Consider the following 20,899-nt stretch of genomic DNA (forward strand, 5'->3'; position numbering starts at 1 on the left):
CGGTGTCCCGCTAGGATTTCCGGCATGTCTACGTTGCCTGAGAACGGTTCGGTGCGGCCCATCACCCGCTGGGGTGAGGACGTCATGCACCGGGTCAACCAGCCGGTCACCGACTTCGGCGACGACCTGCAGACGCTGGTCGCCGACATGGTCGCGACGATGAACGCGGCCGAGGGCGTCGGCCTGGCCGCGAACCAGGTCGGCGTGGACCTGCAACTGTTCGTGTTCGACTGCCCGGACAAGGACGGCAACCGGGTCCAGGGCGTCGTCTGCAACCCGGTGATCGAGCTCCCGGAGGGCAAGGACCGCCAGTTGGACGAGGGCGACGAGGGCTGCCTGTCCCTGCCGGGTGCGTTCACCAAGTGCGCCCGCCCCGACTTCGCCCGGGTCACCGGCGTCGACCAGCACGGCGAGCCGGTCACCTTCGAGGGCGACGGTCTGCTCGCCCGCTGCCTGCAGCACGAGACCGACCACACCCAGGGCACGGTCTTCGGCGACCGCGTGTCCCGCAAGTACCGCAAGCGCCTGTTCGGAGAGGCCGAGGAGCTCGCCCCCGACTACCCGTCCGACTGGCCGGTCTCCCCGATGATCGAGCACGAGGACGCGCACGAGGACACTCCCGCCACCTGACGGTCTACCAGCGGGCTTTCTCCAGGTCGGCGACGATCACGTCGACGGTCTGCTCCGGGGTCTGTCCGGTCGTATCGAGCCACAGCCCCCGGCGCGGGATCTCTTCCAAACCTGCCTGCAACGCACGGACGCCGTCCTCGAGCGAGGGACCCCAGTCGCGGTACGAATTGTTGCCGCCTCGACCGATCTCCCGCTCGACGATCGACTCCACCGACGGGATCAGCACCACCAGGTACGTCGCCACTGCGTGCAACCGGTCGAACCAGCGCTCGACGTGCTCACCCAGGATGATGTCACTGCAGACGAAATCGAATCCGGCGTCCGCGTAGTGCTGCGCCACCAGCGCGGAGGCGTCGTACCTCAGCTCCAACTGCCGCACAGCCTCCGCGGAGGGCTCCGGCGTCATGATCTCGGCGCCTGCGACCACGCCGCGATAGAACACGTCCCCGTCCAGCGTCGCTGCCGGCGGACCGAGTCGCGCGGCCAGCAGCGGCGCGACCGTCGACTTCCCCGCGGCCTGCATCCCGGTGACGAGCACTACCTTCGGCATGCTCTCATCACATCATCGGTGTCCATCGCTTTTGACCGCCCGCGCCGAGTTCCACAGCACCCCGCGGTTCAGCCGGTCCGGGTAGGCCGCGAGTACGGCGTTGTAGAGGTCGAGAGCGGTCTCCGTCCGAGCCTGCGCGGCCGCGAAGACCTTCAGGTACTTGCGAGTCTCGTCGATGAAGCGTGGATCGTCCGAGGCGTCGGCCTGGCGGTGGCCGGAGACCACCGCGGTAGGCCGCAGGCCTTCGAGCACCTCCAGTGCGGCCAGCCAGTGATCGATGCCCCCGGCCACCGATTCGGCGAGGTAGAGGTGGACGTCGTCGTACACGGCATCGCCCGCCACCACCAGACCGATGGATGGGACATGCAGCGCGGTGGTGCCGTCGGTGTCGGTGTGGCCGAGGTCGATCGCGGCCAGTTCCTCGCCTTCCAGCGCCAAGGCGTCACCCTCGAGCGGCTCGGCGACGACCAGGCGATCGGCCAACTGGCCCGGGAACCTGGCCCGCCAGAAGCCGTCCAGCCACGCCGGGCTGAGGTTCTGTCTCATCCCCTCGACGACTGCGGGCGTTGCGACCATCCGGGCCGCCGGAAAGCGCTCGAGCACCGGCGCGGCGCCGAAGAAATGGTCGCCGTGCCCGTGGGTGACGAAGATCGTGGTCAGGTTCTTGCCAGTGGCGGCGATCCAGCCGGCCAGGTCCTCGCCTTCGGCCGCCGTCATCAGCGGATCGACCAGGACGGCATCGTGGTCACCGTGGATCAGCGTGGCCGCGGTCGGCGACCACAGCCGCCGTACCTCGCCCGGCGGAAGGTCGTCGGACACGACCGGCTTGGACGGAGCTACGTAGGTCGAATAAGTCAGGTTCGTCATACCGATCAGCCTCCGACCACCCGCCGCCACGGAGAAGGTCGCCGTTTCCTGGGTGCAGCGCACCCAGGAAGTTCAGAGCCCGGCCAGCGCGGTCGCGCTCGCGCTGCCCGGTTCCGCCGTACCGACGAGCAGCTGCTGACCGGGCGCCGCGCGTACGTCGAAGGTCTGGTAGGTCAGCTCGATCCGGCCGGCCGTCGGGTGGTGGAAGATCTTGTACGCGCGACTCAGCCCACGCGCCGTCTGGTCCTCCCAGAGAGCGCGGAACCCGGCGTCCGGCAGCAGATCGCTCACCAGCGCCTTGATCTCGGGGTCTGCCGGATACGTCCCCGCGTTGAGGCGCACGGCGTACACAGCCCGCCCTACCACCGCCTCCCAGTCGCCGAAGATCGTCCGGGCCTGTGGGTGTTCGAACATCATCCGGAGCATGTTGGTCATCCCGAACGGTGCCAGCAGCGCCTCGGCGATCCGGTTCGTGGCGAGGATCTCGTACGCCGGGTTCAGCACATAGGCCGCCGCGGCGGGAAAGTTGTCCAGCAGCTGCAGGAGCGCCGGATGGACTTGATCCCGCGCGGCCCCAAGCCGCGGCGCCGGCGCCAGCCCGGCGAGCCGGAACAGATGCGTCCGCCCGTCCGCGTCCAACCGCAGCGCGTGCGCGATCCCGTTGAGCACCTGCGCCGACGGATTCCGCTCCCGTCCTTGCTCGAGACGTGTGTAGTAGTCGGCGCTGACAACGGCCAGTACGGCGACCTCCTCACGGCGCAGGCCCGCCACTCGACGGTCACCACCGCTCGGAAGACCGACCGTGGACGGCTCGACCCTGGCCCGCCGGGCGCGGAGGAACGTGCCTAATTCACCGACCGCCTGCATGACGGCCAGACTACGCCCGGTGCCGCCAGGTATCCGCCGTCATCGAGTAGACCGTGGCGTCGAACTCGATGCCGTCTTCTGCCAGGACGGCCTCGTGGTCGAAGGTCATGCCGAGGCGGCGCATGACGGCGATGCTGCGGTGGTTGGGGGTGTCGGTGACGGCGATGATACGGGGCAGGCCCATCGTGGTGAAGCCGTGGTCCAGCCAGGACGCTGCCGCTTCGGTGGCGTAGCCCTGACCCCAGTACTCGCGGGCCAGCCGCCAGCCGATCTCGAGATCTTCGGGGTACCACTGCTCACGACTGAGACCGGCCGCGCCCAGGAATGCCCCGTCCGTACGACGCTCGACCGCAAGGAACCCGAACCCCTCAGCGGCGTACTGCTCGTTCACCGCCGCCGCGATCCGATCGCACTCCTCCCGGCTCAACGGCTCCCCGAGAAACTCGGTCACCTCCGGGTCGGCGTTCAGCGCGGCCCACGGCTCCAGGTCCTCTTCACGAAACGGACGTAGCAGCAGGCGTTCCGTCGTACGCATGGCTTCCCCCTAGGTCACCAGACACGGCCTAAGGTCGTGTGGCGTAGAACGCGACTGCTGCCGAGGATGCCACATTGAGGGAGTCGACGCCGCCGGTCATCGGGATGCGCACGGTGAGGTCTGCCTTTTCGAGCACGTGGGGTTTGAGGCCGTGGCCTTCGGTGCCGAAGATCAGCGCGAGCCGCTCGTCGTGGCGCGCCGCGAGGTCGTCGAGGGTGATCGAGTCGTCGGTGAGCGCGAACGCGGCGGCGACGTATCCATTGTCCTGCAGGAGTTCCAGATCTCCGGGCCAGGCCTCCAGCCGCGTCCACGGGACCTGGAAGACCGTGCCCATCGAGACCTTGATCGAACGCCGGTACAGCGGATCCGCACACGTCGGCGTCACCAGCACGAGCTCGACGCCCATCGCCGCGGCCGCCCGGAACCCGGCGCCGACGTTGGTGTGATCGACAATTTCGTCGAAGATCGCGATCCGCTGGGGAGCATCGCGAAGGAGTTCGGTCAGCGGGACGGCGGCGCGGCGTTTGTACGACGCCAGCGCGCCACGGTGCACGTGGAAGCCCGTGACCTGCTCGGCCAGCTCCTCGGAGACGACGTACACCGGGGTGTCAGGCCACTTCTCGAGCACGTCTTTCAACGAATCGAGCCAGCGGGGCGCCAGCAGGAACGACCGCGGTTCGTAACCGGCGTCCGCGGCGCGGCGGATCACTTTGTCGCCCTCGGCAATGAACAGCCCGTGCTCTTCCTCGAGCAACCGGCGGAGGCTCACCTCGCGCAACTGCACATAGTCCGCCAACCGGCTATCGGCCGGATCATCGAGCGGCACCAATGGGCTCACGCCGGTCGACCGCCGGCGCCCCGGGCCTGCTCGGCCACCGCCACCACGTTGCCGATGACAACGATCGCCGGTGCTCCGACGCCCGCTTCCTTCATCGCCTGGGCGATTCCGGCCAGCTCCGACGTCACCATCTTCTGCCCCGGAAGGGTGCCGTCGGCAATCGCCGCGGCGGGTGTCGTCGCGGGCCGCCCGGCGGCGATCAGCCGCTCGGTGATGGCGGGCAGGTTCTCGACCGCCATCAACAGCACCAGCGTCCCGCTCAGCTGGGCCAGCGCGTCCCAATTGATCAACGAGTCCGGATGCGACGGCGGGATGTGCCCCGACACCACCGTGAACTCATGCGTGACGCCGCGATGCGTGACCGGAATCCCCGACACCGCCGGCACCGAGATCGAGCTGGTGATCCCCGGCACGACCGTCCACGGCACACCGGCCTCCGCGCAGGCGAGCGCCTCCTCGAAGCCGCGGCCGAACACGTACGGATCGCCGCCCTTCAGCCGTACGACGACCTTCCCCTGCCGGCCGCGATCCACCAGGATCCGGTTGATCTCCTCCTGCTGAGCCGCTCGTCCACGCGGCAGCTTGGCCGCGTCGAACAGCTCGACGTCCGGATGCAACTCGTCCAGCAACGGCTGCGGCGCGAGCCGATCCGCCACCACCACGTCCGCCTCGGCCAGCAACCGCCGCCCGCGGACGGTGATCAGATCCGGATCGCCCGGTCCCCCGCCGACCAGGTACACGCCGGGGTGCTTGTCGACCTCGCGCGCTCCCAACTCCCCCGTCCGCAGACCCTCCAGGATCGCGTCCCGGACCGCGGCCGAGCGTCGGTGATCGCCGCCACCGAGTACGCCGATGGTCACATGGTCGTGCTGTCCGGACGCCGGGGTCCACGCGGTCGCGCGCGAACGGTCGTCGGACCGGACACAGAAGATCCGCCGCTCCTCGGCCTCTGCCGAGACCTGGTCGTTCACTGCGGTGTCGTCGGTCGCGACCACGACGTACCAAGCGCCGTCGAGATCGCCGACGGTGTAGCCGCGCTCGATCCAGGTCAGCGACGGGTTGCTGAGGAGGCCCTCGATCGTCGGCGTGATCGACGGCGAGATCAGGTCGATCCGGGCGCCCGCCTCGAGCAGCCGGGGCAGCCGACGCTGGGCCACGCCGCCGCCTCCGACGACGACAACGCGCCGCCCGTCGAGGACCAGGCCGGACAGGTACTGACTCGTCACGAGGTGATCCCCGCGGACTCGAACGTCGCCATTTCGGCCAGCGCGCGGACGGCGCAGGTCAGGATCGGGTATGCGAGTACCGCACCGGTCCCCTCGCCCAGCCGCAGATCGAGATCGACCAGCGGCTGCAGCCCGAGAGTCTTCAGCGCGACCGCATGCCCGGGCTCGGCGGACCGGTGGCCGGCGACGCAGTAGTCGATCACCGCCGGGTGGAGGGCCTGCGCGACGAGCGCCGCGGCGCCCGCGATCACGCCGTCCAGGATCACCGGCACCTTGTTGGCCGCGGCCCCCAGGATGTACCCGGCCAACGCCGCGTGTTCGAGGCCGCCGTACGCCTGCAGTGCGCCGAGCGGATCGGTCGCCGGTACGTCGTGCAGCGCCAGAGCGGACCGCACGATTGCGGTCTTGTGGGCCAGCATGGCGTCGTCGATACCGGTGCCACGGCCGGTGACCACGTCGGCGGTCGAGCCGGTGAAGGTGGCGATCAGGGCGGCGCTCGCGGTGGTGTTCGCGATCCCCATGTCGCCGGTGAGCAGGCAGCGGTAGCCGTCCCTGACGAGCGTGTCCGCCAGGTCGAACCCGACCGCGATCGCCGCGCGGGCCTCGTCCTCGGTGAGAGCGGCCTCCGTGGACAGGTCGCGCGTACCGGGCCGGACCTTCGCGTGCACGATGTCCAGCTCGTCCACCGGCGTCGCGACCCCGACATCGACCACGCGGACGTCGACGCGGTTGTTCGCGGCGAACGCGTTCACCGCGGCACCGCCGGCGGCGAAGTTCGCCAGCATCGCGGCGGTCACCTCCTGCGGCCAGGGCGAGACTCCTTGGGCGTGCACGCCGTGGTCGGCGGCGAAGACCGTCACCACGGCCGGTGCCGGCACCGCGGGCGGGCAACTGCCGGTCATCCCGGCCACCCGGACGGACAGCTCCTCGAGCACACCGAGGGAACCGGCCGGTTTCGTCAACCCGGCCTGCCGCTCGGTGGCCGCTCGCATCGCGACCTCGTCCGCCGGTCCGATCCGGTCCAGGTACTGCTCCACCGCGCTCCTCCACTCCGTTGCCGGCCGCCACGTCCGCGGCGCGACCGTTCCGCTGCCCCCGATCTTCGCATCCTCCGACCCCTGCCCCGGGACGGATCCGGTTCCGGTGGACAGTAATGTCGGAATCACCACACGTCGCGAGATCCCGGAGGATCCAGATGTCGCTCGATCGTCCCGTCACCCCGGACCCGTACGAACTGCTCCCCAAGGCCGGTTCCTTCACGGTCACCAGTACGGACGTCGCCGACGGCGAGCAGCTGTCCGATGACCACACCTTCGCCGGCGGCAACAAGTCGCCGCAGCTCAGCTGGTCCGGCTTCCCGGCCGAGACCAAGGCGTTCGTCGTCACCTGCTTCGACCCTGACGCGCCGGTCCCGTCCGGCTTCTGGCACTGGGTCCTGGTCAACCTCCCCGCGACCGTGACCGAGCTCCCCACCGGCGCCGGCAGCACCGACCGCCTCGACAACGGTGCCTTCCACGTCCGCAACGACTTCAGCACCAAGAACTTCGGCGGCGCCGCCCCGCCGCCCGGTGACCAGGTCCACCGCTACTACTTCGCCGTCCACGCGATCGACGTCGAGGCCCTGGACGTGGACGCCGACGCCAGCCCGGCCGTGGTCAGCTTCAACCTGGCCTTCCACACGCTGGCCCGGGCGATCATCACTCCGACCTACCAGATCGCCGAGTAGTCCCCGGGTCGTCCAGTTACCTTCGCCGGTCTGGGCTCGTCATGGTCATGACGGAACTCGCTGGAGGAAGGTAACTGGATGACCCCGGATGACGCCCTGGCCGGAGCGTTCGAGGAACAGCGCGGACGGCTGGTGGCGGTGGCCCACCGGATGCTCGGATCGCGGGCGGACGCGGAGGACGCCGTACAGGAGGCCTGGCTGCGCCTGGCGCGCCAGGATGCCAGCTCGATCGACAACCTCTCCGGCTGGCTCACGACCGTGGTGGGCCGGGTCTGCATCGACGTACTGCGCTCCCGCAAGACCCGGCCCGAGGCGTCGTACGACGACCAGCTGCCCGAGCTCGTGGTCATCGAGGACGGCGCCGAGGCACCCGAGGACAACGCGCTGATGGCCGAGTCGGTCGGGGTGGCGCTGCTTGTGGTGCTCGACACACTCGGTCCCAGCGAGCGGCTGGCGTTCGTACTGCACGACCTGTTCGCGGTGCCGTTCGCGGAGATCGGTCAGATCGTCGGCAAGTCCGCGGACGCCACCAAGATGCTCGCCAGCCGGGCCCGCCGGAAGGTGCAGGGCACGCGGCACCCGGCCGACGAGTCGCGGCAGCGCGCGGTGGTCGACGCCTTCCTCGCGGCAGCCCGCGAGGGCGACTTCGAAGGCCTGCTGCGGATGCTCGACCCGGACGTGATCTGGCACTCCCACACCCGGCGCGGCCTGGTCGTCCGCCAGGGCGCGACCGAGGTCGCCACCCGCGTCCAGCGCGGCGCCCGCGCCACGGTGACCGCCCGCGCAGCCCTCGTCAACGGCGAGCCCGGCATCGTCACCTACGGCGCGAACGGCAACCTCCTGGGCGTGATGGCCTGCACCATCGTCAACGACCGCATCACCGGCATCACCTCCGTCAGCGACCCGGACCGCCTAGCCTCCATGGGCTTGACCGAGTAGTAGACCCTCTCCGGGCGGCAGACTTGGACGATGGAGCTGCTGACGACCCGACGGCTCGAATTGGCGCCGTACGACGCTGCCCGCGATCTCGGCGCGCTGCATGCGATGTTCGCGGACCCGGAGTGGGCACGCGCCGGGTACTCCGCGCCGAGTCGTGGCGAGGACGAGAGTCTCGACCGGCTGCAACGGGAGTTCGGCGACAACGGCGGCTGGACCTGGGTACTGCGGATCCGGCCGGACGAGACCGCCGTTGGAGTGATCGGCGTCTTCTCGGACCAGGGCACGCCGATCCGCGGGATGAGCTGGTATCTCCAGCGCGATCACTGGGGTTCCGGTCTGATGAGCGAGGCGGCGCGTACGGTCGTCGACTACCTCCTGTCGCAGCCCAGCATTGCCGGGGTCGAAGCCTGGATCGATTCCCGCAACACGCGCTCGATCGGCGTCGCGCGCCATGCAGGTCTCGACCTCGTCGGCCGACTCCCTCGATCTGACAAGGGCGAAATCGCCCAGTCCGTAGTCATGGCCCGCGCCGCTCATCCATCAGACCCGACCACCTTCGCGGTCCGTCCCGTCCTCCACGTCCGCGACGTCGCCGCCACGGTCACCCTCCTGAGCGACCTGCTCGGCCTGCACACCCACTTCCAGTTCGGCGAACCAGAGCCGGAGTTCGCGTCCCTCGGCTTCACTCCCTGGAACGGCGGCAGCGGCCTCGACGTACAACGCGCAACAGCCGAGATCGCCCCAACCACCATCACCTTCGACGTCGGCGTACTGGTCGACCCCCTGTACGACGCGGCCGTGTCGGCCGGCTTGGTGGACTCCACTCCCCCCACCGACACCCCGTGGCACCGCCGAACCTTCACTCTCATCCTGGCCGAAGGCCACCACCTCACCCTCTCAGGACCGCCCATCAGCGACCCGAACCGCCTGCCGTCCATGGGCCTGATCGAGTAGCTCCGTGCGGTGGGCAGCGAACCGCCAGGCCATCACAACCGGGGATTCACCGCGGTCCCCCGCGGGGCGCGACCCGAGCACTGCCAATGTGATGGCCTCCACGTCCGCGCCACCCGGCTCGCCCCCCACCGCGATGACATCCGCCGCCATCGCGGACCTGCCGCACTCACCAACCCCGCGAACACCCACCACCAGCCGCGAACTGAGCGTGATCCGCCCCAACCCCACGCAGTTGGTGAGTGCCACACGTCCGCAACCCCTGGCACAAACTCCGTTGCCTACCGTTGTGACCGTCACTAGCGTCGACGAACATGACTGCGGACGATCCGAAGCAGCTGGTTCGGCGTGGCTATGACGCCTTGTCGGTGCGGTACGACGAAGCCACCGGCGCCGACTCCAAATACCGGACCTGGATCGACTCCCTGATCGCGCAACTCCCGGAGTCGAGCCGAGTCCTCGACATCGGCTGCGGCAGCGGCGTACCGATGGCCCGTGACCTCGCGTCCGCTGGACACCACGTCACCGGCGTCGACATCAGCGACGTACAGATCCGCCGCGCCCGCCAACTCGTCCCACAGGCCGACTTCATCCGCGCAGACGCCACCTCGCTCGACTTTCCACCCGAGTCCTTCGACGCCGTGGTGTCCCTCTACGCGCTGATCCACATCCCGCAGGACGAACAACAGCAACTCCTGCACAAGATCGCAACCTGGCTCCGCCCCGGCGGAGTGTTCCTCTGCACGACCGGCGAAAGCGAGTGGACCGGCGTAGAAGACAACTGGCTCGACGGCGGAACCCCATGTGGTGGAGCCACACCGACGCCACCACCAACCGCACCTGGCTAACCCAAGCCGGCCTGACGGTAGATTCCCAGGAGTACGTCCCCGAAGGCACCGCCGGCCACGCCCTCTTCTGATCCCACCGCTGACCCGTACCACCGAGTGGCGCTCCACGCATGAGGCGGTCAGATCCTCAAGTACTGCAGGTCGGCGGCAGACTCCATCCGTACGGCGTGCTCGTCGGCCCCCGGCGGCTCGAAGTCGGCGAGGTGCTGGTCCAGTACGGCGTCCGCGACATCCCGCCGACGTGGATCCTGCTGATTGTCGGCCCGGCGCCGGCGAATCGTCGCGTGATCCACGTCGACGTAGACCAGAGTGAATCGGACCCCAGCCACCTCGGCCAGCAACCGCCAGCCGTCGCGCAGGAACCGCGGCGAACTGGTGTCATCGACGATCACCGACGTCCCTGACCCAAGGAGCCCACGAACCTCGGCGGAGGCGAACTCATGGGTCTGCATCCATTCCTCGACCGGAATGCCGTCACCACCCCATAACCCGCGACGCTCGTTGATCTCGTCGAGACTCGATGCTCGCAGCCAGCCTCGGCGCCAGCGCTCGCGCCACCGTACTCTTCCCGGAGAACGAGGACCCACACAGCACAACCAGCCTCGTGTCCGATGCCATGTCCGCATCCAACCGAATCACCGCTGCTCCGGCAACGGAGTATCAAAGCGGTTCAGGCGATACCGGCTGGCGGTGCAAGGAACAGCCGATCGCCGGCCCTCCGCAGACGCCGAGCACAGTTCATCAGCCGAACGCACCGATCCGTGCCGGCATTTGCGGCGCCGAAGGCGACCAAAGCAACTGTCGCCGCGGAGCGGCGCCCGTTCGCGAGTGCTGGTGGCTGAATCGGCGGCGGGGAGCCTGGTGGACTCCCCGCCGGAGCTTTCTGTTGCCTTGCGGTGGACCAGATCGCAGTCCGCCTGTGCTCGGTTCGTCCGCCGAGCGCCTGATCCGGATCCGCAGTCGGCGACTGCCGCCGGAGGCGGCCGAAAGGACAGCCGCCGCGTAGCGGCGTCCGGTGTCGGTTTTCTTCAGTTGTTTGTTCGCCGGGTGCGCCGATCCGTGTCCGCGGTTGGCGCGCCGCCGGAGGCGGCCAACAAGACAGCCGCCGCGGAGCGGTGTCCGACTTCTCTTCAGTTGTCTTTCAGTCTTTGATGCCGGATTGGGTTACTCCTTGGATCAGGTAGCGCTGGAGGAAGGCGAAGATCAGGACCAAGGGGAGGATGGAGACGGCTACTGCCATGAAGAGTTCGTGGATGTTGATGGTTTGGGCGGTAACGAACGTCGACATCGCGACCTGGACGGTCCAGGACGAGGAGTCCTGGCCGATCACCAAGGGCCAGAGGAACGAGTTCCAGTTGCCGATGAAGGTGATCGCCGCCAGCGCCGCGAAGAACGGCAGGGAGTTGGGTACGACGATCCGCCAGAACACACCGAAGTGCCCGGCACCGTCGACCCGCGCGGCTTCCTCCAGCTCCTTGGGGAAGCCCAGGAAGTACTGCCGGAACAGGAACGCCGCGAACCCGCTGAACAACGTCGGGATGATCAGACCACGCAGCGACGAGACCCAGCCCAGCGACGACACGACGATGAAGCTCGGGATGAAGGTGACCGCACCCGGGATCATCAGGGTCGCGACGATCGCGTAGAAGATCTTGTCGGCGTGGCGATACGGGATCCTGGCCAGCCCGTAGCCGGCCATTGATGCCAGGAGCAACTGTCCGGCCGTACCCAGGATCCCCACGACGGCGGAGTTGTAGAGCGCCCGCGCCATCGGGACCTCGGTGTCGTTGAACAGCTCAGTGATGTTGCTCCACTGCAGATGCGAAGGGAACAACGTCCACGAAGGCGCCGTGATGTCGGCCTCGGTGGACAGGGCGTTGCGCAGGATCAGGTAGAACGGCAGCAGGAACAGCACCACTGCGACGAACAGCGCGACCCACCGCAGCACCAGGCCGACCCGGCCCATCGCGCTCCGGTTGAAGCCGATCGGCTGGGGGGTTCCCGTCGTACGCTCGGCGACAGCCATCAGTCACCCGCCTTTCCGAAACCGAAGATCCGGTTCTGCAGCAGCGTCACGATCATGATGATGACCGCGAGGATGAGCGCACCGGCGGAGCCGTGGCCGAGGTCCTGGATCGACCCCAGGGATATCCCGTACAGGTAGACCAGCGGCGGACGGGCGTAGTTCACGTTGCCGACCAGGTTGTAGAACTCGTCGAACGCCTGGTACGCCGCGATCAGGTTCAGGATCAGTACGGCGACCGACGTCGCCCGCAGTTGCGGCAGCGTGATGTACCGGAACACCTGCCACCCGGGCTTCGCCCCGTCGACGTACGCCGCCTCGTAGAGCGTCGGCGAGATCCGTTGCAGACCGGCGATGAACAGGATCATGTAGAACCCGAGCTGCAACCACAGCCGGACCGTCACGATCGGGAGCCAGTACCACGGTGGGTCGACCGTCGACAGCCACGCGATCCCGTCGGCACCGAACCAGCCGAGCATCGTGTTGGCCAGCCCGAACCGGACGCCGTTGAAGATCGACAGCCGCCAGATCAGGGACGCGACCACGTACGAACACGCGGTCGGCAGGAAGAACACCGACCGGAAGAACGCCCGCGCGATCTTCACCTGGTTGACCAGCAACGCCAAGGCCAGCGACAGGATGAACGTCAGCGGCACGATGAAGATCGCGAAGATCGTGAACGTACCGAGGCTGGAGATGAAGTTGTGGTCCTTCAGCATGTCGATGTAGTTCTGCAGCCCGACGAACTTCGACGGCGTGACCGTGTTGTAGGCCTCGAAGAAGCTGAGGACCAGGCTCCAGATGATCGGCAGGTAGGAGAAGACCAGCAGCCCGATCACGAACGGGCCGACGAAGATCCAGAACCACATCGTGTTCCCGGCGATGCCCTTGCGGCGCCGGGAACCCCGCCGCTCACCAGTGGCGGCGGGGTCCGTCGTGCGGGGAGTCTTGACCGAAGCGCTCATCCGAACAACCGGGTCAGTTCGTCGTTGACGGTCTTCTCGGCCTTGGTGATTTCGGCGGCGGGGTCGGCTCCCTTCTTGATGATGTTGGTGAGCATGTCACCGAACGCCGTACCCATCTTGGGAGTCCAGGCCGGGTTGTCGGTGTGGCCGTAGTCCTGGGTCAGCTTGACCGTGTCGGCCGCGACACCGCTCTGCAGCTTGGACGCCTTGGCCGCAAGGCTCTTCCGCGGTGGGATGTGGAAGCCGTAGTTCAGCGACCAGTCCTCCTGGAAGTCCTCCTTGTCGATCCACAGCCACTTCACGAACTTCTTCGCCGCGTCGACGTTCGGGCTCTTGGCCGAGACGAACTGGGTCCAGCCGCCGGAGTACACGGCCGGCTTGTTCTGCGCGTCGAGCGCGGGGAACGGGATCACGCCGAGGTCGTCGCCGAGGGCCTTCTGCATCCCGGGCACGGCCCACATGCCGATCCACTGCATCGCCGCGAGGCCCTGGTTGATCGCACCCGGGTCGGTCCAGTCCGTCGGCGAGCCCAGCAGGACGCTCTTGCTCGCGTAGAGCTCGTGCAGCTTGCCGAACGCCTTGGCCTGGCTGTCGCCGGTGAAGCCCGGCTTGTTGTCGTCGGTCAGGTAGTTGCCGCCGGAGGCCCACATCGCCGGCCCGCCCATCGCGTTGCCGCCGTCGTTGCCGACGAAGATGCCCTTCACCTTGTTCGTGGTGAGTTCCTTGGCCGCGGAGATCAGGTCGTCGATGGTCTCCGGCGGCTTGATCCCGGCCTTGTCCAGCAGGGACTTGCGGTAGTAGATGACCTGCGGGTCGACGATCATCCGGATCCCGTAGATCTTGCCGTCGACGGTGTTGGTGGCCAGGTCACCGGGCTGGAAGTCGTCCTTCACCTCGGCCAGGATGTCGTCCAGCGCGACCACCTGGTTGCTCTTCACCATGCCGATGTTGAGCTGGCTCTCGAACACGTCCGGGCCCTTGTTGGACAGCAGGCCGGACGACAGCTTGCTGGCGTAGTCACCGGGGGTCCACGCCACGGAGACATTCGCGTCGGTGTAGGCCTTGGCGTACTTCGTCGCAGCCTGCTGCGTCCCGGCTTCGCCGTACTGGTGGTACCACTGGGACAGATTGACCTTCGCTCCGCCGCCTCCGCCGCTGTCCGACGACGGCCGGCCGCTGTTGCCACCGCAGGCCGCGGTCAGCGCTGCGAGTGCGGCCAGACCTCCGGTCCGCTTCAGCAGATCCCGCCGGGTCAGGCCGGCGTTCGGAACATGAGCAGGCACGTATTCCACCTCCCGAAAGCGACGCCGCAGGGGTACGACGCCGACGGTTCCGAGTTACTTAACAACGTTAAGCATCTCCGATTTCGCACACGGTACAACTAAAACCAACACCACAACAGACTTCGCCAGGGACCCTTCTGGCACGGAAGCCGCCGCATCGGAAGCCGCCACGCCATCCAGGTCAAGGTCAATCGTTGTAGAAGTGTCAGCACAATGTCTCAAAAGCGCGTCCGGCGCAAGACCGGACGCGCTCTTGTTTGTTCGAATATGTCGAGGTTTGCTGGAGTTGATACCGCGCCGTGATCAGCGGAACTGTTCGCCGGCCTCCGCCTTCCGCACCAGGAGGGCAGGAGGCTCGAAGCGTGCGCCGTACGACGAGGCCAGTTCGCGGGACCGCTCGACGAAGGCGGGCAACCCGTAGGCGTTGATGTACTGCAACGCCCCGCCGTGCAGGGGCGGGAAGCCGATGCCGAAGATCGAACCCACGTTGGCGTCGGCAACCGAACGGAGTACACCTTCGTCCAGGCACTTCACGGTCTCGAGCGACATCGCGAACGTCATCCGCTCCTGCAGATCCGCCAGCGGTACGTCGTTGTCACGCGCGAAGTGCTCCCACAGCCCTGGCCACAGACGCTTGGCGCCGTCGGCCGGATAGTCGTAGAACCCGGCACCGGCCGCCTTGCCACGGCGATCGAACTCGTTGACGAGCCGATCCGTCACCGCCATCCCCGGGTGGTCGCCGAAGGCACCCGCGCTCTCGCCGGCCGCCCTGGCCGCATCGCGGATCTTCTGCGGGAGCGTCAGCGTGACCTCGTCGAGCATCGCCAACGGCGGCGCGGGGAAGCCCGCCTGCGTCGCTGCCCGCTCGATCATCACCGGGTCGACGCCCTCGGCCACCATCGCCGCGCCCTCCATCATCAGCGTGCCGAACACCCGCGAGGTGAAGAAGCCGCGGCTGTCGTTGACCACGATCGGTGTCTTCTTGATCTGCCGCACCACGTCGTACGCCCTGGCGATGGCGCGATCCGACGTCTTCTCCCCCACGATCAGCTCGACCAGCGGCATCCGGTCGACCGGTGAGAAGAAGTGCATGCCGATGAAGTCGTCCGGCCGGTCGATCCCGTCGGCGAGCGACGTGATCGGCAGGGTCGAGGTGTTCGAGCAGAGCAGCGCGTCCGGCTCGACCACGCCGGCGATCTCGGCGAACACCTTCTGCTTGAGCTCCTCGCTCTCGAACACGGCCTCGATCACCAGGTCGCACCCGGCCAGGTCGTTCGGGTCCGCGGTCGGCGTGATCCGGCTCAGGAACGCCTCCACGTCGGCCGCGGAGCTCCGCCCCTTCTGCACCCGCTTGGCCAGCAGCTTCTCGGAGTACTCCTTACCGCGAGCGGCGGCCTCCAGCGAGACGTCCTTGAGCACGACCTCGATCCCGGCCTTCGCGCACACGTACGCGATCCCCGCGCCCATCATCCCGGCACCGAGTACGCCGACCTTGCGCGCGGAGTACCGAGGTACGCCGCTCGGCCGCGAGGCGCCGGCGTTGATCGCCTGCAGATCGAAGAAGAACGCCTGGATCATGTTCTTCGCGATCTGCCCGGTCGCCAGCGAGACGAAGTACCGGGACTCGATCCGCGACGCGGTGGCGAAGTCGACCTGGCTGCCCTCGACCGCGGCGCTCATGATCGCCCGCGGTGCCGGGTACGGCGCACCCTTCAACTGCTTGCGCAGGTTGGCCGGGAACGCCGGCAGGAACGCGGCCAGCTTCGGCGAGGCCGGCGTACCGCCTGGGATCTTGTATCCATCGCGATCCCACGGTTGCTTCGCGTCGCCGTCGTACGACGCGATCCAGGCCTGCGCGGCGTCGAGCAGTTGATCAGCCGGGACCACCTCGTCGACGATGCCGACGCTCAACGCATGCGCGGGCTTCATCCGCTGGCCCTGCAGCAGCACCTTCATCAGCGCGTCCTGCAGCCCGAGCATGCGGACGCTGCGGGTCACTCCGCCGCCGCCCGGCAGCAGTCCGAGGGTGACCTCGGGTACGCCGAGCTCGATCCGGTTGTCGTCGGCCACGATCCGGTGGTGACAGGCAAGCGCGATCTCCAGCCCACCCCCGAGCGCCGACCCGTTGATGGCCGCAACGACCGGCACACCCAGGGTTTCGAGGATTCGCAGCTGACGCTTGACCTCCTCGACTGTTTCGAAGACCTCAGCCGCTTGTGACGGCAGGATCTGCGAGAGCATCTGCAGGTTCCCGCCGGCGAAGAACGTCGACTTCGCGCTGGTGATGATCACGCCCTTCAAGCCGGACGAAGCCTGCAGGCGCTCGACCACCGAGCCCATCGCCGCGAGGTACGTGTCGTTCATCGTGTTCGCCGAGGCGTCGGGGTCGTCCATCGTCAGCGTGACGACACCGTCGACGTTGTCCCAGGAGATCATGCGGCAAGCCTCTCGATGATTGTCGCGACGCCCATCCCGCCGCCGACGCACAGGGTGGCCAGTCCGTACCGGAGCTCACGCCGCTCCAGTTCGTCCAGCAGGGTTCCGATCAGCATCGCGCCGGTGGCGCCGAGCGGGTGACCGAGCGCGATCGCGCCGCCGTTCACGTTCACCTTCTCGTGCGGTACGCCGAGATCCTTCATGAAATGCAGGACGGCGGCCGCGAATGCCTCGTTCATCTCGTACAAATCGATGTCGCCGACCTCGAGTCCCGCCTTGGCCAGCGCCTTGCGGGCGGCCGGCGCCGGACCGGTCAGCATGATGGTCGGATCCGCGCCGCTCACCGCGGTGGCAACCACCCGGCCGCGAGGTGCCTGGCCGAGCGCCTCACCGGCCTTCTCGTTGCCGATAGCAACCAGGGCCGCACCGTCGACGATGCCGGACGAGTTGCCCGCGTGGTGCACGTGCTCGATCCGCTCAACAGTCAGGTACTTCTCCAGCGCGACCGCGTCGAACCCGCCGTGCTCGCCGATCGCCGCGAACGACGCGGGCAGCCCGGCCAGCGTCTCGACCGTCGTACCCGGCCGGACCAGTTGGTCGTGGTCGAGGATCTGCAGCCCGTTCCGGTCGCGCACCGGCACGACCGAGCGGGTGAAGTATCCGTTGGCCCACGCCTTGGCGGCGCGAGCGTGCGACTCGGCGGCGTACGCGTCGACGTCGGTGCGGGAGAAGCCGTCGAGGGTCGCGATCAGGTCGGCGCTGATGCCCTGCGGGATGAAGTTGGTCTGCAGCGCCGTCTCCGGGTCCATCGCCCAGGCGCCGCCGTCAGAGGCCATCGGTACGCGCGACATCGACTCGACACCGCCCGCGAGGATGAAGTCCTCCCACCCGGACCGGACTCGCTGAGCCGCTTGATTCACCGCTTCCAGGCCGGAGGCGCAGAACCGGTTGAGCTGCACGCCACCGGTCGTCTCCGGGTAGCCCGCGGCGAGGACCGCGGTCCGGGCGATGTCCATGCCCTGGTCGCCGATCGGCGTGACCACACCGAGCACGACGTCGTCGATGGCCGTCGGATCCAGGTCCGGGTGCCGCTCCCGCAGCTCGTGCAGGAGGCCGGTGATCAGCTGGATCGGCTTGACCTCGTGCAGCGCTCCGGCCGGTTTGCCCTTACCGCGTGGGGTGCGGATCGCGTCGTACAGGAAGGCTTCGTCACTCATGATGATCCCGTCGGTCGAGAAGTCCATCCGATTGTGACAGTATCGCTGTCACGATGGTCAAGGAGGGGTCGTTATGATCTCCGCCATGTCGGAAGTCACGGGGGATGCTGCGACCCTTACGGTCGACGAGTTGTCGACACGGGTCGGGATGACAGTGCGGACGCTGCGGTTCTACGCCGGGCGCGGGCTGATCCCGCCGCCAATCCGGCGCGGACGGGTGGGTTACTACGGGCCGGAGCACATCGCCCGGCTCGACCTGGTCCGCGAGTTGCAGGCGCACGGGTTCACACTGTCGGCGATCGAGGGGTACCTGGAGCGCATCCCGACCGACGCGACCCCGCAGGACATCGCGCTGCACCGCACCCTGCTCACGCCGTGGATGCGCGACCTGCCCGAGACCCTCAACCGCGCCACGCTCGTACGCCGGACCGGTCGCGAACTGACCGACGACGACATCGAGATGCTGGTCGCGCTCGGCGTGGTGGAGCCGACGCCCGACGAGGACGTCTTCCAGGTCGCGACGTCGCACCTCAGCCTCGGGGTCGAGCTGCTCGACCTGGACCTGCCGGTCGAGGCGGTGCTCTCCGCGGGCCGGATCTTCACCGAGCACGGTCGCGCCATCGCCGAGGAACTGACCGAGGTATTCCGGACCAAGGTCTGGCCGCACTACCGGGACTCCGGCGGACCGCCCGAGCACATCCAGCAGCTGGTCGAGCGGTTCAAGCCGGTCACGATCCAGGGGCTCGTGCTCGCCTACGAACGCGCCGTCGGCGAGACCCAGCGCGACACCATTCGCCGGACGCAGAGCAAACAGCGCCGCTGAGGGCTGGACCGTCCCCTCCCCACGAGTTCCCCTGACACTCGCGGACGGTCCAGCGGTTCAAGATGCCGCTAGCCGGTCTCTGCCGCCCGGCGGTCGAGCTCGAACTGCAGCCGTTGCCGGCAGATCGCCAGCCTGATGTCCAGCGCCCGCAGGCTCCCGTCCGGTCCCTGACGCGCGGCGTCCAGTCGTTCGACGACCTCCAGCGCGGCCGCGAGATCCCCGGGTTGCCAGGATTCCAGGCGCTCGGACGTCGCCAATCGATCCAGGAATTGTGAGTCCATGACCCTCTCCAGCGCGACGATCGGCGCCAGGGTCCGGGGCGGTGCTCACGCTACGCTTCCGGTCTGCATATCACCAGCTCAGTGCGGCGACCCCGCACCGGCCGTCCAGTTGTCATCCGTTTGTTTGCCACCGGCACCCGCCAGCACAGGCGGCGCGTTGAGTCCCCGGTCGGGTCTGTGACCGGGGTTGCAAGGTGGTGCGGTCTAGGCGCTAGGGATGCGGAGGTAGGTGAGCCCGCGCAGGTCGAGGTACGTCTCCTCGCCTGTCGTCACCACCCGGACGAGGACGCTGTCGCAGCCTCGGCACCGGGCGACCAGGCCGGGGGCGTTCATATAAACGTGCGAGTCCGCGAACACTCCCATCTGACCGCAGGCCGCGCAGCGGGTGATCGCGGCGGTGATGTCGACGGCGAAGAGCTCACTCATGGCTCCGGCCGCGGCATTGCCGTCGAGATAACTGGGTTCAGTCATCGTTACCCTCCTGTCGGTCCGAACCGCTCTGTTCTCACCCGGGCCGGGTCGTGCCCGGCCGCGACCAGCAGATCCGCCACCGTCTCCACGAACGGCGTCGGCCCGCACACGTACGTCGTCGGCGCGTCCTCGGGCCGGAACGCGAGTCGCTCGATCACGTCGGCATCGATCCGTCCCACCCGCGGCTCACCCGCCGGCGCCTCGCGCGTGTAGACGAGTCGTACGTCGACATCGTCGGAGCCGGCCAGCTCCTTCAGGTCGGCCACGTAGATCACCGAGGCAGGACGCCGTACCGAATAGATCAGCCGGACCGGCGTCGTACTGTCCGCGGCGGCGTGGGCGCGCAGCATCGCCCGCAGCGGGACGACCCCCGATCCCCCGCCGATCAGCTGGACCGGCCCCTCCTGCTCCGGCTTCCAGACGAACCACCCGCCGACCGGACCACGGATCTCCAGCGGGTCGCCGACCTTCAGTACGTCGACCAGGTACGACGAGACCTCACCGTCGGGCACCTGCTCGACAGTCAGCTCGATGGTGTCGCCGCCGGTCCACGCCGAGGCGATCGAGTACGAACGGGAGGCCCGGTAGCCATCCGGTGCGGTCAGCCGGACGTCCAGGTGCTGCCCGGCGAGGTGCCCGGGCCACTCGGGCACGTCGAGCACGATCGTCCGGGCGGTCGCCGTCTCACGCCGTACGTCGGAGACTGTGGCTGTCTGCCAGGTCAGTCGCCGGCGTATCGCTGTTCTTTCCATGGGTCTCCGTACTCGTGGTAGCCGGCGGTCTCCCAGAAGCCGAGGTCCTCGGTGTCAGTCAGGACCAGTCCGCGGACCCACTTCGCGCTCTTCCAGAAGTACAGGTGCGGCACGAGCAGGCGGGCCGGGCCACCGTGTTCGGGGTCCAGCGGCTCACCGTCGTACTCGTACACGATCCAGGCCTGGCCGTCGAGCAGGTCCTCCAGCGGCAGATTGGTCGTGTACCCGCCGTAGCTGTGCGCAAGTGCGAAGTCGGCGCCGGTCTCGACATCAGCGAGTAGTGTGTCGAGCGAGACGCCCTTCCACTCCGTCCGCAGCTTCGACCACCGGGTCACGCAGTGGATGTCCTTGGTGATGTCCTCGGCCGGCAACGCGAGCAGCCCGGCCCAGTCCCACCGGGACATCTCGCCCGTCTCGGTGGTGACCGTGAACTCCCAGTGCTCGGTCAGGACGTGCGGAGTCGGACCGGCCGACAACACCGGGAAATCCCTGGTCAGATACTGCCCCGGCGGCAGATCCGCCCCACCCCCGCGACGACCGGTGAACCCTGGCGACACGATGCCCATGTCGACCTCCCTGAAGATCCTGAGGGGAAGTCAACCACGGCTCCGCCCGAACTCCATCCCCTGGCCGGGAATTCGTCGAACCGGCGCGCCCGCGAGGGCGAGCGC

Annotated in this window: 23 protein-coding genes; 6 read left to right on the forward strand and 17 right to left on the reverse strand. The window is 68.1% G+C overall.

Features of this window, described 5'->3' with window-relative positions; all coding sequences use genetic code 11:
- The first annotated feature begins 24 nt into the window (after nucleotides 1-24).
- Entirely contained in the window at nucleotides 25-630 is a 606-nt protein-coding gene (def, locus tag AB0E63_RS29675; protein ID WP_360373452.1) for a peptide deformylase, read from the forward strand.
- Nucleotides 631-634: 4 nt separating this feature from the next.
- Here def and AB0E63_RS29680 read toward each other — a convergent pair whose 3' ends face one another.
- From AB0E63_RS29680 to cobT, 7 genes are all read right to left on the reverse strand, one after another.
- Entirely contained in the window at nucleotides 635-1,180 is a 546-nt protein-coding gene (locus AB0E63_RS29680; protein ID WP_360373455.1) for an AAA family ATPase, read from the reverse strand.
- Between the two features lie 12 nt (nucleotides 1,181-1,192).
- A complete protein-coding gene (locus AB0E63_RS29685; RefSeq protein ID WP_360373458.1) occupies nucleotides 1,193-2,047 on the reverse strand; it encodes an MBL fold metallo-hydrolase in 855 nt (284 codons plus the stop codon).
- A 72-nt stretch (nucleotides 2,048-2,119) separates the two neighbouring features.
- Nucleotides 2,120-2,914: a helix-turn-helix transcriptional regulator gene (locus AB0E63_RS29690; protein WP_360373461.1), complete on the reverse strand. Its 795-nt coding sequence runs from the start codon at nucleotides 2,912-2,914 to the stop codon at nucleotides 2,120-2,122.
- Nucleotides 2,915-2,924: 10 nt separating this feature from the next.
- On the reverse strand, nucleotides 2,925-3,449 hold the full coding sequence (locus AB0E63_RS29695) for a GNAT family N-acetyltransferase (RefSeq protein WP_360373463.1): 525 nt from the start codon (nucleotides 3,447-3,449) through the stop codon (nucleotides 2,925-2,927).
- Nucleotides 3,450-3,477: 28 nt separating this feature from the next.
- Entirely contained in the window at nucleotides 3,478-4,287 is an 810-nt protein-coding gene (locus AB0E63_RS29700; protein ID WP_360373466.1) for an RNA methyltransferase, read from the reverse strand.
- Nucleotides 4,284-5,513: a uroporphyrinogen-III C-methyltransferase gene (gene cobA / locus AB0E63_RS29705; protein ID WP_360373469.1), complete on the reverse strand. Its 1,230-nt coding sequence runs from the start codon at nucleotides 5,511-5,513 to the stop codon at nucleotides 4,284-4,286. The genes AB0E63_RS29700 and cobA overlap by 4 nt, the downstream gene beginning before the upstream one ends.
- Nucleotides 5,510-6,550, reverse strand: coding sequence for a nicotinate-nucleotide--dimethylbenzimidazole phosphoribosyltransferase (gene cobT / locus AB0E63_RS29710; protein WP_360373472.1), 1,041 nt, complete (start codon nucleotides 6,548-6,550; stop codon nucleotides 5,510-5,512). Before cobT ends, cobA begins: the two co-directional genes overlap by 4 nt.
- Nucleotides 6,551-6,708: 158 nt before the next feature.
- On the opposite strand from cobT, the gene AB0E63_RS29715 reads away from it, so the two are divergent.
- From AB0E63_RS29715 to AB0E63_RS29730, 4 genes are all read left to right on the forward strand, one after another.
- Nucleotides 6,709-7,239, forward strand: a complete 531-nt coding sequence (locus tag AB0E63_RS29715) for a YbhB/YbcL family Raf kinase inhibitor-like protein (protein WP_360373475.1) — start codon at nucleotides 6,709-6,711, stop codon at nucleotides 7,237-7,239.
- 78 nt (nucleotides 7,240-7,317) lie between these two features.
- Entirely contained in the window at nucleotides 7,318-8,178 is an 861-nt protein-coding gene (locus tag AB0E63_RS29720) for a sigma-70 family RNA polymerase sigma factor (protein ID WP_360373478.1), read from the forward strand.
- Between the two features lie 30 nt (nucleotides 8,179-8,208).
- Complete coding sequence (locus tag AB0E63_RS29725) at nucleotides 8,209-9,132, forward strand: GNAT family N-acetyltransferase (protein WP_360373481.1); 924 nt, start codon at nucleotides 8,209-8,211, stop codon at nucleotides 9,130-9,132.
- A gap of 311 nt (nucleotides 9,133-9,443) precedes the next feature.
- Nucleotides 9,444-9,977 (forward strand): class I SAM-dependent methyltransferase, encoded by a 534-nt coding sequence (locus AB0E63_RS29730; protein ID WP_360373483.1) that lies wholly within the window; start codon nucleotides 9,444-9,446, stop codon nucleotides 9,975-9,977.
- A 119-nt stretch (nucleotides 9,978-10,096) separates the two neighbouring features.
- On the opposite strand, the gene AB0E63_RS29735 is transcribed toward AB0E63_RS29730, so the two are convergent.
- The 6 genes from AB0E63_RS29735 to AB0E63_RS29760 form a co-directional block, all read right to left on the reverse strand.
- Nucleotides 10,097-10,603, reverse strand: a complete 507-nt coding sequence (locus AB0E63_RS29735; RefSeq protein ID WP_360373486.1) for an AAA family ATPase — start codon at nucleotides 10,601-10,603, stop codon at nucleotides 10,097-10,099.
- 515 nt (nucleotides 10,604-11,118) lie between these two features.
- On the reverse strand, nucleotides 11,119-12,003 hold the full coding sequence (locus AB0E63_RS29740) for a carbohydrate ABC transporter permease (RefSeq protein ID WP_360373489.1): 885 nt from the start codon (nucleotides 12,001-12,003) through the stop codon (nucleotides 11,119-11,121).
- Entirely contained in the window at nucleotides 12,003-12,965 is a 963-nt protein-coding gene (locus tag AB0E63_RS29745; RefSeq protein WP_360373492.1) for a sugar ABC transporter permease, read from the reverse strand. Before AB0E63_RS29745 ends, AB0E63_RS29740 begins: the two co-directional genes overlap by 1 nt.
- Nucleotides 12,962-14,248 carry a sugar ABC transporter substrate-binding protein gene (locus AB0E63_RS29750; protein ID WP_360373495.1) on the reverse strand — a complete coding sequence of 429 codons (1,287 nt, stop codon included), beginning with the start codon at nucleotides 14,246-14,248 and terminating at the stop codon, nucleotides 12,962-12,964. Before AB0E63_RS29750 ends, AB0E63_RS29745 begins: the two co-directional genes overlap by 4 nt.
- Nucleotides 14,249-14,551: 303 nt before the next feature.
- Nucleotides 14,552-16,684, reverse strand: a complete 2,133-nt coding sequence (locus tag AB0E63_RS29755) for a 3-hydroxyacyl-CoA dehydrogenase NAD-binding domain-containing protein (RefSeq protein WP_360373498.1) — start codon at nucleotides 16,682-16,684, stop codon at nucleotides 14,552-14,554.
- Nucleotides 16,681-17,901, reverse strand: coding sequence for an acetyl-CoA C-acetyltransferase (locus AB0E63_RS29760; protein ID WP_360373615.1), 1,221 nt, complete (start codon nucleotides 17,899-17,901; stop codon nucleotides 16,681-16,683). Before AB0E63_RS29760 ends, AB0E63_RS29755 begins: the two co-directional genes overlap by 4 nt.
- A gap of 85 nt (nucleotides 17,902-17,986) precedes the next feature.
- Between AB0E63_RS29760 and AB0E63_RS29765 the strand changes: the two genes are divergently transcribed.
- Complete coding sequence (locus AB0E63_RS29765; RefSeq protein ID WP_360373501.1) at nucleotides 17,987-18,724, forward strand: MerR family transcriptional regulator; 738 nt, start codon at nucleotides 17,987-17,989, stop codon at nucleotides 18,722-18,724.
- Nucleotides 18,725-18,792: 68 nt separating this feature from the next.
- Here AB0E63_RS29765 and AB0E63_RS29770 read toward each other — a convergent pair whose 3' ends face one another.
- The 4 genes from AB0E63_RS29770 to AB0E63_RS29785 all read right to left on the reverse strand — a co-directional run bounded on the left by AB0E63_RS29770 (nucleotide 18,793) and on the right by AB0E63_RS29785 (nucleotide 20,794).
- Entirely contained in the window at nucleotides 18,793-19,005 is a 213-nt protein-coding gene (locus AB0E63_RS29770; protein ID WP_360373504.1) for a hypothetical protein, read from the reverse strand.
- Nucleotides 19,006-19,209: 204 nt separating this feature from the next.
- Nucleotides 19,210-19,476, reverse strand: a complete 267-nt coding sequence (locus AB0E63_RS29775) for a DUF6510 family protein (protein ID WP_360373507.1) — start codon at nucleotides 19,474-19,476, stop codon at nucleotides 19,210-19,212.
- A gap of 2 nt (nucleotides 19,477-19,478) precedes the next feature.
- Nucleotides 19,479-20,228: a ferredoxin reductase gene (locus AB0E63_RS29780; RefSeq protein ID WP_360373510.1), complete on the reverse strand. Its 750-nt coding sequence runs from the start codon at nucleotides 20,226-20,228 to the stop codon at nucleotides 19,479-19,481.
- Nucleotides 20,198-20,794, reverse strand: coding sequence for a sulfite oxidase-like oxidoreductase (locus AB0E63_RS29785; RefSeq protein WP_360373513.1), 597 nt, complete (start codon nucleotides 20,792-20,794; stop codon nucleotides 20,198-20,200). Before AB0E63_RS29785 ends, AB0E63_RS29780 begins: the two co-directional genes overlap by 31 nt.
- Nucleotides 20,795-20,899: the final 105 nt, after the last annotated feature.

The organism is Kribbella sp. NPDC026596 (assembly GCF_040638415.1).
GTDB lineage: Bacteria > Actinomycetota > Actinomycetes > Propionibacteriales > Kribbellaceae > Kribbella.

Bases quoted from the DNA above. Each gene is read 5' to 3' on its own strand.
- AB0E63_RS29690 (WP_360373461.1), bottom strand. From the start codon at position 2,914: ATGCAGGCGGTCGGTGAATTAGGCACGTTCCTCCGCGCCCGGCGGGCC.
- AB0E63_RS29775 (WP_360373507.1), bottom strand. From the start codon at position 19,476: ATGACTGAACCCAGTTATCTCGACGGCAATGCCGCGGCCGGAGCCATG.
- AB0E63_RS29740 (WP_360373489.1), bottom strand. From the start codon at position 12,003: ATGGCTGTCGCCGAGCGTACGACGGGAACCCCCCAGCCGATCGGCTTC.
- AB0E63_RS29765 (WP_360373501.1), top strand. From the start codon at position 17,987: ATGTCGGAAGTCACGGGGGATGCTGCGACCCTTACGGTCGACGAGTTG.
- AB0E63_RS29755 (WP_360373498.1), bottom strand. From the start codon at position 16,684: ATGATCTCCTGGGACAACGTCGACGGTGTCGTCACGCTGACGATGGAC.
- AB0E63_RS29730 (WP_360373483.1), top strand. From the start codon at position 9,444: ATGACTGCGGACGATCCGAAGCAGCTGGTTCGGCGTGGCTATGACGCC.
- AB0E63_RS29745 (WP_360373492.1), bottom strand. From the start codon at position 12,965: ATGAGCGCTTCGGTCAAGACTCCCCGCACGACGGACCCCGCCGCCACT.
- AB0E63_RS29695 (WP_360373463.1), bottom strand. From the start codon at position 3,449: ATGCGTACGACGGAACGCCTGCTGCTACGTCCGTTTCGTGAAGAGGAC.
- AB0E63_RS29760 (WP_360373615.1), bottom strand. From the start codon at position 17,901: ATGAGTGACGAAGCCTTCCTGTACGACGCGATCCGCACCCCACGCGGT.
- AB0E63_RS29680 (WP_360373455.1), bottom strand. From the start codon at position 1,180: ATGCCGAAGGTAGTGCTCGTCACCGGGATGCAGGCCGCGGGGAAGTCG.
- AB0E63_RS29785 (WP_360373513.1), bottom strand. From the start codon at position 20,794: ATGGGCATCGTGTCGCCAGGGTTCACCGGTCGTCGCGGGGGTGGGGCG.
- AB0E63_RS29720 (WP_360373478.1), top strand. From the start codon at position 7,318: ATGACCCCGGATGACGCCCTGGCCGGAGCGTTCGAGGAACAGCGCGGA.
- AB0E63_RS29715 (WP_360373475.1), top strand. From the start codon at position 6,709: ATGTCGCTCGATCGTCCCGTCACCCCGGACCCGTACGAACTGCTCCCC.
- AB0E63_RS29735 (WP_360373486.1), bottom strand. From the start codon at position 10,603: ATGCGGACATGGCATCGGACACGAGGCTGGTTGTGCTGTGTGGGTCCT.
- AB0E63_RS29725 (WP_360373481.1), top strand. From the start codon at position 8,209: ATGGAGCTGCTGACGACCCGACGGCTCGAATTGGCGCCGTACGACGCT.
- AB0E63_RS29685 (WP_360373458.1), bottom strand. From the start codon at position 2,047: ATGACGAACCTGACTTATTCGACCTACGTAGCTCCGTCCAAGCCGGTC.
- AB0E63_RS29780 (WP_360373510.1), bottom strand. From the start codon at position 20,228: ATGGAAAGAACAGCGATACGCCGGCGACTGACCTGGCAGACAGCCACA.
- def (WP_360373452.1), top strand. From the start codon at position 25: ATGTCTACGTTGCCTGAGAACGGTTCGGTGCGGCCCATCACCCGCTGG.
- AB0E63_RS29770 (WP_360373504.1), bottom strand. From the start codon at position 19,005: ATGGACTCACAATTCCTGGATCGATTGGCGACGTCCGAGCGCCTGGAA.